General features: G+C 73.0%; 8 protein-coding genes. 4 read left to right on the forward strand and 4 right to left on the reverse strand.

What is annotated here, in order from left to right; genetic code table 11:
* The 3 genes from AB0M20_RS15330 to AB0M20_RS15340 all read left to right on the forward strand — a co-directional run.
* Window positions 1–2,396, forward strand: a 2,396-nt coding sequence (locus AB0M20_RS15330; RefSeq protein ID WP_364298433.1) for a hypothetical protein, incomplete at its 5' end; no start/stop codon positions are given.
* A gap of 86 nt (window positions 2,397–2,482) precedes the next feature.
* Complete coding sequence (locus AB0M20_RS15335) at window positions 2,483–3,001, forward strand: RNA polymerase sigma factor (protein ID WP_364298435.1); 519 nt, start codon at window positions 2,483–2,485, stop codon at window positions 2,999–3,001.
* The gene (locus AB0M20_RS15340; protein ID WP_364298437.1) at window positions 2,998–4,113 is read left to right on the forward strand and encodes a CU044_5270 family protein; all 1,116 of its coding nucleotides are present in this window, start codon (window positions 2,998–3,000) and stop codon (window positions 4,111–4,113) included. Before AB0M20_RS15335 ends, AB0M20_RS15340 begins: the two co-directional genes overlap by 4 nt.
* Before the next feature lie 4 nt (window positions 4,114–4,117).
* Here AB0M20_RS15340 and AB0M20_RS15345 read toward each other — a convergent pair whose 3' ends face one another.
* From AB0M20_RS15345 to AB0M20_RS15360, 4 genes are all read right to left on the reverse strand, one after another.
* A complete protein-coding gene (locus AB0M20_RS15345) occupies window positions 4,118–4,417 on the reverse strand; it encodes a hypothetical protein (protein ID WP_364298439.1) in 300 nt (99 codons plus the stop codon).
* Between the two features lie 66 nt (window positions 4,418–4,483).
* Entirely contained in the window at window positions 4,484–4,756 is a 273-nt protein-coding gene (locus AB0M20_RS15350) for a hypothetical protein (RefSeq protein WP_364298441.1), read from the reverse strand.
* A 105-nt stretch (window positions 4,757–4,861) separates the two neighbouring features.
* Window positions 4,862–5,440, reverse strand: coding sequence for a DsbA family protein (locus tag AB0M20_RS15355; RefSeq protein ID WP_364298443.1), 579 nt, complete (start codon window positions 5,438–5,440; stop codon window positions 4,862–4,864).
* Between the two features lie 46 nt (window positions 5,441–5,486).
* Window positions 5,487–6,518 carry an aldo/keto reductase gene (locus AB0M20_RS15360; protein WP_364298445.1) on the reverse strand — a complete coding sequence of 344 codons (1,032 nt, stop codon included), beginning with the start codon at window positions 6,516–6,518 and terminating at the stop codon, window positions 5,487–5,489.
* Window positions 6,519–6,657: 139 nt separating this feature from the next.
* Between AB0M20_RS15360 and AB0M20_RS15365 the strand changes: the two genes are divergently transcribed.
* The coding region (locus AB0M20_RS15365; protein ID WP_364298448.1) for a M14 family zinc carboxypeptidase at window positions 6,658–8,414 on the forward strand (1,757 nt) is incomplete at its 3' end.

The following is an 8,414-nucleotide window of genomic DNA, read 5'->3' on the forward strand; positions in this document are numbered from 1 at the left end:
GGCTGACCGTCGCCGCTTACCAGTTCGGAGCGCTCGCCGCCGCCGCCGCGGGTCTGATGGCGCTGAACCAGCTGATGATCGCTGAGACGACGGCATCGATCGCCTGGGCCGGCGCGGCCCTGGTGACCGTCGCGGGCATCATCCTGGCCGGCGCACTGCTGTCCCGCGTGACGATTGCCGGCGAGATCGCCGCCGGCCTGTTCGTGGCCGCGCTGGCACTCGCCTCCGGCCGTGTGGCCTACGTGCACTCGGCGGTCCTGATGGCCGCCGCCGTCGCGCTGATCGCCGCCGCGGCGGCGGTTGGTGGTGGCGCGGCGGGGGTTCGTGGCTGGGGAGCGCGTATCGGTGCGCTGGCTTCGCTGGGTGCTGCTCTGCTGGTGCTCGGGGCTCGTGGCGTGGACGGCCCGGACTGGCAGCTGCCGGTGGGGATCCTCCTGCTGACCGCGGGGGCGTTCGGGGTCCTGCGGATGCGCGAGGTGCCGGCCGTCGGGGTCACGCTCGCCGTGCTCACCGCGCCGGCCGGCTTCGGCTGGGTGTGGTGGTCGGCGCCGATCGCGTATCTGCTTGTCGCGGCCGTCGTGCTGGCGCTGGTGGTGCGATCGGTGGTCAAGCCGTGGGTGGCTCTGGCGGCGGTGGTGCCCGCCGGCCTGGCGGTGGTGATCGCGGCGCCTTCGGCCGCGGTGGGCGCGGCGACGCTGGGCGGTGTCGTCGCGCTCGGTGTCGCCACGGCGATCGCGGCCTGGGGTACGAACCGCCGCGCTGATGTCGGCGGCCTGTCGCTCACCGTGGCGCTGCTCGCCGCGCCGGGCGCCGCCGCGTGGGCGATCGCCGCCGACGGGTGGCAGGCGCGGACCGGGCTGGCGGTCATCGGACTCGTCGTGGGGGTGGTGCATCGGATCCCGCGGGCGTATCGGGGGTTCGTGGTCGCCGGTGCGCTGCCCCTGCTGGCGACGGCGCCACTGTGGGCCTGGCTCAACGACGAGCCGGCGCAGATCTACGCGGCCGTGGCGCTCCTGTTGCTCGCCACGATCGCAGATCGCGTCGCCTTGATCGCCGCCGTGCCTCTGGGCATCGCCGCGATGGGAGAACTGGCACCCGGCGTGGGAGGGACGCTGATCAGCACGGCGACGGGCGCACCGGCGGGGCGCACCGACTGGGCCGACGTGACCGCGGTGTTGTTGCTGACGGCGGCCGCCGTGGTAGCGGCCCGGACGTGGCGAAGCGCCAACCCGGCCTCGGTCAAGCGCGGAGGCGCCGGCCGCCGGTTCGGCTGGGTGGCGGCGCCGGGTCTCGTACTCGTCGCACCCATGATCGCGGCCGCGGCGCATGCGGCCCGGCCGTGGGTGGCGGCGACCGCGCTCGCCGCCGGCCTCCTCGGCCTGCTCGGCGCGGCGCTCAGCGACCGCCCGCGCGTCGTCGCGGCGGCCGGCCTCCTCATCGCCAGGGCCGGGCTGGCGGGCCTGCTCACGACATACACGGCGACGATGTTCGGGTTCGGCGCGGTTCTGGTGGCGGGTGTGGTGGCCGGGCTCGCCGGGCGCACACTGCCGGCCCGTCTCATCGGCTGGCCGGTCGCGGCGATCGCCGGGGTGGCGTTCGCGGTGACGGCGTCCCGCGCGGCCGGTCAGCCGCTACGCGTGACGGCCCTGGTGGTGCTGGGCGTTGCCGCGATCGCGCTGGTCACCGGCACCCTTCTGGGCCGGCCGGAAGGCCGTGTCCTGCAGGCGGCGGCGCACGGTGCGGCGGTGGTCGCGCTGCTGCTCACGGCGGGCTCAGCCGGGTACGCCGCCGCGGTGTGCACGCTGTGGGGCATCGCCCTCGGGCTGCGGGCGCTGTGGCCCGGTGAGCGACGGCCCGGTGAGCGACGGCCCGGTGAGCGACGGCCCGGTGCGCGGCGGCCGTTCCTCGCCGCCGCTGCGGTCGCCGAGCTCGGCGCGTGGTGGCTGTTGCTCAGTGCGCAGCAGATCGCCGTGCTGGAGGCGTACACGATCCCGGCCGCCGCGGTCGCGCTGTTCGTGGGGTGGCTGGCCCTGCGGTCGAAGCCCGGGCTGTCGAGCTGGCTGTCATTCGGACCGGCGCTGGCCGCCGCCCTGCTGCCGACGCTGGCATCGGTGCTCGTCGACGAGGGGCAGCCACTGCGGCGGCTGCTGCTCGGAGCCGGCGCGCTGGTGGTCGTGCTGGCCGGATCGCGGGCCCGGCTGCAGGCGCCGGTGGTCACCGGCGGCGCGGTCCTCGCGCTGGTGGCGTTGCACGAGCTGGTGCTGGTCTGGGACCTGCTGCCGCGCTGGATCCCCCTGGCGGCGGCCGGCCTGCTACTGGTCGGCTTGGCGATGACCTTGGAACGCCGCCGCCGCGACCTCTCCCGCATGCGCGCCGCCCTGACCCGCATGACCTGACCGGATGACCTGACACGGGCTCGCGTAAGAATGGGCCTCCGCCGCGCATTACCTGGTGACGGACAACCCTGAGAGGGCCTGAGCCAGTGACCGAACCCGACACGACCACGCAGTTCACCTCGCTCTACGAGCGACATCATCGGCAGGTCTACGGGTACGCGGTGACCCGCGCCGGGCGCGACCTGGCCGATGAGGTCGTCGCCGAGACCTTTCTCATCGCCTGGCGGCGCTTCGGTGCGCTGCCTCGGCGCGAGCCGCTGCCGTGGCTGCTCGGCACCGCCCGCAACGTGGTCCGCGAGCGGTACCGCGCAGAGGAACGCCAGCGCCGCATCGCCGCCGAGATGACCGCCTGGGTCGAGGAGGCCGGCGCCGACGTCGCCGACACGGTCACCGATCGTGCAGCGGTGCTCGCCGCGCTGGCCGGCCTCACCGAGGACGACCGCGAACTGCTCACCCTGACCGCCTGGCACGGGCTCGAGCCGCGGGCCGCCGCCCGGGTGATCGGCTGCACCACCGCGACCTATTTCGTACGCCTGCATCGCGCGCGCCGCCGCCTCACCGAGGCCATGGCCGCCGCCGATCTTCAGAAGGAGCCCATCCGATGAGCCGTGACGTGTTCGACCTGCTGACCGACGCGCGTCCCGCGCGTCTGGAACCGCCCACGACCGACGCCGGCGCGGCGGCCGCGGCGATCGTCGGCCACGCCGTCTCCCGGCCGCGCCGCCGGCTGGCGCTGGTCCTCGGATCCGCCGGAGTGACCGCGGCGGCCGCCGCCACCGCGATCGCGCTGACCGTGACCGGGGCGTCGCCTGCCACGGTGCAGGGGCCATCTCAACAGCCGGCGCCGCAGCCGCTGACCGCCGGCCAGATCCTGCTCGCCGCCGCCGACCGCAGCACGCAGAGCACCCTGGGCGCGGGGCGTTACCTGGTGGTGCGCGAGGAGTCCGGCTCGGTGCTGCCGGTCGACGCGGGTGGTGGCGACACGTACGCGATGCTCGGCAAGACGGAGTACGAGAGCTGGCTGGTGCGATCCGGCCGCGGGGACAGCGTCACCATGTCGCGGAGACTGGGCTGGGTTCCGGCCTCCCCGGCCGACGCGCAGGTGTGGCGCGGTCTCGGCTCGCCGGCCCGGATCAGCGTGCTCAAGCCGACGCCGACGGGCCTGAGGCGGCCCGGCTCGCCGGTGGACACGACGCCGGGGGAGCGGCAGCGGGACGTCTTCAAGGGGTCGGACGTCTACGCGATCGGCCAGGAGAACGCCTCCCTGGCCAATCTGGAGGAGTTGCCGACCGAGCCGGCGGCGTTGCGCCGGAAACTGTTGAGCCTGTACCGGGGTGGCGGCGGTGACCTGCCGACGGACCGCGACGAGTGGCTGCTGACGGTGACCGGCAACGTGGTGGTCGGGTTGCCGGTGAGCGGGGCGGTGCGCGCGGCCGCGTACCGTGTGCTCGCCGATCTTCCCGGTGTGCGGGCCCTGGGCCCGGTCCGGGATCAGCGTGGCCGTGCCGGCGAGGGCGTGGCATTCACCTGGTCGTACCGGGGCGCCGGCAAGGTGGAGGAGCGGCTGATCATCGAGCCGGCGACGGGCCGGGCGCTGAGCCGCGAGACACGGGTGATCGAACCAGGTGGCGCGACGGCCTGGATGCGCCCGGGCGGCCTGTCGACCTATCAGCTGATTCTCGGCGTCGAGACGACCGACGACACCCCGCCGGCCTGACCGGTCACGCCGGGTGCTGGGCCACCAGGGCGGCCAACGCCTCGGCCAAGCGCATCGTCGCCCGGTGCAGCCGCACCGGCTGGTCGGTGCGGGCCGGGTCGGCGGCCGCCTTGTGGTGCGGGATCCGCAGGGTGGCCAGGAAGGACGAGCACACCTGCAGCTCGTCCACGTGGCCCGTGTCGACCGCCAGCTGCATGCCCAGCACCGCGGCCTCGTAGCGCCGCCAGCCCGCGGCGCTCATCCTCTGCACCGCGATGTCGTGCAGGGTGCGGTCGGCGAAACGGTACGTCGTCCCGATGTCCATGGCGCGCCTCCCACATTCACCGTAACCACGGTGAACGCCCGAGTGCCCAGCCGAACAGCGGACTAACTATGACGCACGGGCGATGATCGCCTCCGCGACCCGGTGCAATTCCGCCGGGTCGGGGGAGAAGCCCGCCGCGATGTCCGGGTGCAGTGCCGCCTTCGTACGCTCCAGCAGCATCGTGGTCAGCTCGCCGGCGCTCTGCCCCGCGTACTCGTGCTCGGTCTTGTCGGCGGCCGCCTGCAGCGCCGACGTGAGCTGATCCTCCAGCGGGCCGCGGAGTTTCTCCTCCACGGGAGTGAGGGTCCGTGGGTCGAGGTTGACCTGCGGATCGACCATCGCTGTTGACCTCCGGTGAGTGTGGCGGGCGCGTCGCGGATACCCATCTCCGCCGCGCCCGCAACCAAGAACGCCGGCCCGACGCCCGGGGTTACTGTGCCCGGGTTACTGCCGGCCGCGCTTCAGCTCGAAGAACGTGGTGCTGCGGGCGAGCGGCAGCACCGCGTCCCAGATGGCGAGAGCCTCGTCGAGCGGCGGCACCTCGTCGATGATCGGGCCGTGCACCCCGCGCGGCGCCCCCTCGATCGCCAGCACCGGCGAGCCGATGTCCGGACCGGCCGAGTTGAACGCTTCGTCGTGCGACTCCCTCACGGACGAATCCCAGGACGTGTCCTCGAGGATCGCCTTCGCGTCCGCAACGCCCGCGGCCTCGGCCGAGGCCAGCACGATCTCCTCCGTGAGCGCCGCGCCGGCGTCGTGGGTGCGGGTGCCGAGCTCGGTGTAGAAGGTGCCGATCGTGTCGTCGCGCCGGTCCGCCGCCAGCGCCGCGACCAGCCGCAACGCCTTGGCCGAGGCCTCCATCATCGGGCGGTATTCCTCCGGGGTCTCGCCGCCGTTGAGGATGGACAGGCTGAACGGCCGCCACCGCACCGTCACATCGCGAGAGGGCGCCACGCTGACCAGCCACCGCGACGTGCGCCAGGTGAAGGGGCAGACCGGATCGAAGTAGTAAGTCGCGTCCATGACAGAAGATCCTATGTCGCCCTCGCCGAGGGCAAGGCGGGCAGAGCTAGTTGATCCCGCGGTGGCGCTGGCCGATGCCCAGCTCACCGTAGGGGTAGTCCGAGGCGTGCGGGTCGCTGGCCTCGTCCAGCACCGCCGCCTCGGCCTCGGTGAGGTGCAGGCCCGCGGCCTTGAGGTTGGCGTCCAGCTGCTCGATGGTCCGGGCGCCGAGGATCGTCGAGGTCACGCCGGGACGGTCGGTCACCCAGGCCAGCGCCACCTCGGCCATCGACACGCCGCGGCCCTCGGCCACCCGCTGGACCGCGTCGATCACGTTCCAGGTGCGCTCGGTGCCGCGCCGCTCCCAGGCCTCCATGCCGCGATCCGGGTTGTCGCCCAGCCGGGTGTCGCCGGTCGGGCGCTGGTCGCGCACGTACTTGCCGGACAGCCAGCCGCCGCCCAGGGGGCTCCACGGCAGCAGGCCCAGGCCCGCGTCCTGCGCGGCCGGCACGATCTCCCACTCGATCTCGCGGACCAGCAGGCTGTACTGCGGCTGCAGGCTGACCGGCGCGGCCACGCCCAGCTCGTGCGCGAGGCGGACGGCCTTGGTCAGCTGCCATCCGGTGAAGTTCGAAAATCCGTAGTAGCGGATCTTCCCGGCCCGGACGAACGAGTCGAAGGTGCGCAGCGTCTCCTCGAGCGGGGTCAGCGCGTCCCAGGCGTGCGCCTGGTAGAGGTCGATCGTGCCCAGGCCCAGCCGGGCCAGCGAGGTGTCCAGCGCGCGGGTCAGGTGCCGGGCCGACAGACCGGCGGCGTTGGGCTCCTGCGCGGTGCCGCCGAGCGGGAAGCGGCCCTTGGTGGCCAGCACGATCCGCTCGGTCAGGTCGGCCGGGCGGGAGGCGAACCAGTGGCCGATGATGCGTTCCGACTCGCCGGCCGAGTAGACGTCGGCGGTGTCGACGAACGTGCCGCCGGCCTCGGCGAACCGGTCGAGCTGGGCGTGCGAGACCTTCTCGTCGGACTCGGCGCCGAATGTCATGGTGCCCAGGCAGAGGGTGGAGACGGCGCATCCGCTGCGCCCGAGGGTGCGATATTCCATGACCCCAACGTATGCCCGCCCGCCGCCGAGCGCCGGTACGCGACCAATTCGAGAACGGCCCTTTACGGAGGCGGAACGAAGCATAAGGTCATTGATGATCGTCCACTCCAGGACTTCTCCCGGAAGGAACGGCGACGCGATGCGCATCCCGAAGCTGTCCATGGTGGCCGTCGTCGTGGCGGCGGCCCTGTCCCCACTTCCCGCCGCCGCTCCGGCCGGCGCCGCCGGCTGCAGCACCGACCCCGCCGCCCACCTGAGCACCGTTCCCAGCCCCGAGACCTACCTCGGCTTCCCCCTCGGGATCGGCCAGCAGCGGGTGGTCACCAACGGGGAGATCGGCGGCTACCTGAGCGCCGTGGATCAGTCCTCCGACCGCGTGGTCACCGGCATCGTCGGAACCAGCGTGCTCGGCCAGCCGATGCCCTACGCGGTGGTGTCCAGCGAACAGCAGGCCAGGCAGGGCACGCTCGCCGAGATCGCCGCCGAGATCGACCGCCTGCGGGATCCGCGCCGGATGACCGCCGACCGGGCACAGCGGATCATCGCCAACCGGCCGGCCATCGTCTGGATCGCCGGCAACGTGCACGGCGGCGAGAAGAGCGGCGCCGACGCCGCCCTCAAGACGCTGTACGAGCTGGCCGCCGGCCTGTCCTGCGACGTACAACGGCGCAACCAGAACCTGATCACCGTGATCATGCCGACGCAGAACCCGGACGGCCGCGACGCCAGCCGGCGGCAGAACGAGTTCGGCTTCGACCTCAACCGCGACTGGTTCGCGCGCACCCAGCCGGAGACCGACAGCAAGCTCGAGATGCTGCGGCAGTACCCGCCGCAGGTCTTCATCGACGCCCACGAGATGGGCGGGCGGCAGTACTTCTTCCCGCCGAACGCCGACCCGATCCACCATGAGATCGCCGCCGAGCCGGTCGACTGGATCAACCGGATCGGCGAGGCGAACAAGGCCGGCTTCGGCTACAACGGCGCCTGCACCGGCACCGTCACCGTCGAGTGCTACTTCAACTACGACGTCTACGACCTGTTCTACATGGGCTACGGCGACACCGTCCCGGCCGCCGGGTTCGGCGCGGCCGGCATGACCTACGAGAAGGGCAGCGCGTCGGCCGTCCAGGACCGGGTGCAGCAGCAGCTCAACACCCAGTGGGCGACGCTGGGCTGGGCCTCGGCCAACAAGCGTGAGGTGCTGCGCGGCTACTACAAGATCTGGAAGGACGCGCTCGCCCAGGGACGGGCCGGTGCGCTGGAGCCCAACGAGGTGGTCCAGCCGACCAACGAGGTCCAGTTCCCGGTGCCGGACATCAAGATCAGGTCGTACTTCCTGATGCCGGGCCGCCAGCTCGGCGACGTGCGCCGGCTGGTTGAGCGGCTGCGCCGGATGGACGTCGAGGTGTACGAGGTGCGCAAGCCGATCACGGTACGCGATGCCCGGATCTTCGGCGGCCGCAGCGCCAGCGAGGTGACCGTGCCCCGGGGCGCGTACTGGATCCCGATGGCGCAGCCGCAGAAGCACTGGATCCAGGCGACGCTGGGCGAGGACCCGTACGTGCCGTTCCCGTACTTCTACGACGTGTCCTCGTGGAGCAACCCGCTGCTGATGGGCATCGACACGATCTACACCGGCGACCCGGTGAAGCCGCGCGCCGACGCGGTCCGGCGGATCGAGGGCGGCAAGGCGGGGGCGGCGCCGCGCACCGGCTCGTACGCGTACCCGCAGGACTCCGCCTCCGCCGCCGAGCTGACCTTCCGCCTCCTCGCCCAGGGTGTGCAGGCGGTCCGCGACGGCGGCCTGGTCCGCGTGCCGGCGGCCGCCGTCACCCCGGCCGTCAACCAGCTCGCCCGGTCGCTCGGCGTCACCCTGACCCCGAGCCGGCGCGGCGC

Source organism: Actinoplanes sp. NPDC051633 (assembly GCF_040681735.1).
Classification (GTDB): domain Bacteria; phylum Actinomycetota; class Actinomycetes; order Mycobacteriales; family Micromonosporaceae; genus Actinoplanes.

Excerpts from the sequence above, each read along its gene's own strand:
- AB0M20_RS15360 (WP_364298445.1), bottom strand. The coding sequence starts at position 6,518 with ATGGAATATCGCACCCTCGGGCGCAGCGGATGCGCCGTCTCCACCCTC.
- AB0M20_RS15345 (WP_364298439.1), bottom strand. The coding sequence starts at position 4,417 with ATGGACATCGGGACGACGTACCGTTTCGCCGACCGCACCCTGCACGAC.
- AB0M20_RS15350 (WP_364298441.1), bottom strand. The coding sequence starts at position 4,756 with ATGGTCGATCCGCAGGTCAACCTCGACCCACGGACCCTCACTCCCGTG.
- AB0M20_RS15340 (WP_364298437.1), top strand. The coding sequence starts at position 2,998 with ATGAGCCGTGACGTGTTCGACCTGCTGACCGACGCGCGTCCCGCGCGT.
- AB0M20_RS15355 (WP_364298443.1), bottom strand. The coding sequence starts at position 5,440 with ATGGACGCGACTTACTACTTCGATCCGGTCTGCCCCTTCACCTGGCGC.